Source organism: Allobosea massiliensis (assembly GCF_042655245.1).
Classification (GTDB): Bacteria; Pseudomonadota; Alphaproteobacteria; order Rhizobiales; family Beijerinckiaceae; genus Allobosea; species Allobosea massiliensis.
This window is the reverse complement of the sequence record NZ_JBHSLU010000054.1, coordinates 1-918: the sequence shown is the minus strand read 5'-3', so window position 1 is coordinate 918 and position 918 is coordinate 1. Positions and strand designations below refer to the sequence as shown.

The following is a 918-nucleotide window of genomic DNA, read 5'->3' as shown; positions in this document are numbered from 1 at the left end:
TGCCGCAGGCCGTCCAGGTTGCCGACCGCTGGCACCTGATGGAGAACGCCAGCCGCGCTTTCCTCGACGCCGTGCGCAAGTCGATGCGCCAGATCCGCGGCGCCATCGGCGCCACCGTCGTCAACCCCGCGCTCCTGACGGCGGCGGAGAAGCTGCAATATGACGGGTATCTGCGGCGCGAGGAGACAAACGCAGCGATCCTCGCGCTGTGGCAGGAGGGCGTGCCGATCAAACAGATCGTCAGGCGCACGGGCCATCACCGCCAGACCGTCAGGCGGATCGTCCGCGGCGAGCGCAGCGACGTCTTCCGACCTCGCCAGAGTTCTCTGGAAGCGCATCTACCCTGGTTGGATGCGCAATGGGACGCCGGCGACCGCAATGCATCCGCCCTCTGGCGCACAATGCGAAGGAACGGCTTTCGGGGAAGCCTCAGGGTTGTCTCCGAATGGGCAACTCGCCGCCGGCGCGCTGAGAAAGCGGACGCAAGCAGTCTCGCACGTGTCCCGTCGGCCCGGACCATCGCGAGGTTGATGACCACCGGTCGCGACCATCTCACGAAGGCCGAAACTGTTACGATCGCCGCGATTGAGAACGGCGTGCCGGCCTTGGTCGAGGCTCGCGAGATCGTCGCCGACTTCCATGCCATGATCAGGTCGAGGCGGGCCGAGCCTTTGGCTTCCTGGATCGAGAGCGCCTCCCAAAGCCTGGTCGCCTCGTTGGCGAACGGCGTCCGACGAGACGAGGCCGCGGTCCGAGCAGCAATCCTCTCCGTCTGGTCGAACGGTCAAACCGAGGGCCAGATCACCCGGCTCAAGCTCGTCAAACGCCAAATGTACGGCCGCGGAAAGATCGATCTCCTCCAAGCCCGTCTGATCGGCGCGCAATGACCCCAAGCGTCAGCAGAACTGCGTCAGACCC

1 protein-coding gene is annotated in these 918 nt (G+C 65.7%); it reads left to right on the top strand.

Annotated elements, in window-relative coordinates:
* Positions 1–887 (top strand): transposase (locus ACFPN9_RS17065; protein WP_377817291.1); only part of this gene is annotated, 887 nt, incomplete at its 5' end.
* Positions 888–918 lie beyond the last annotated feature (31 nt).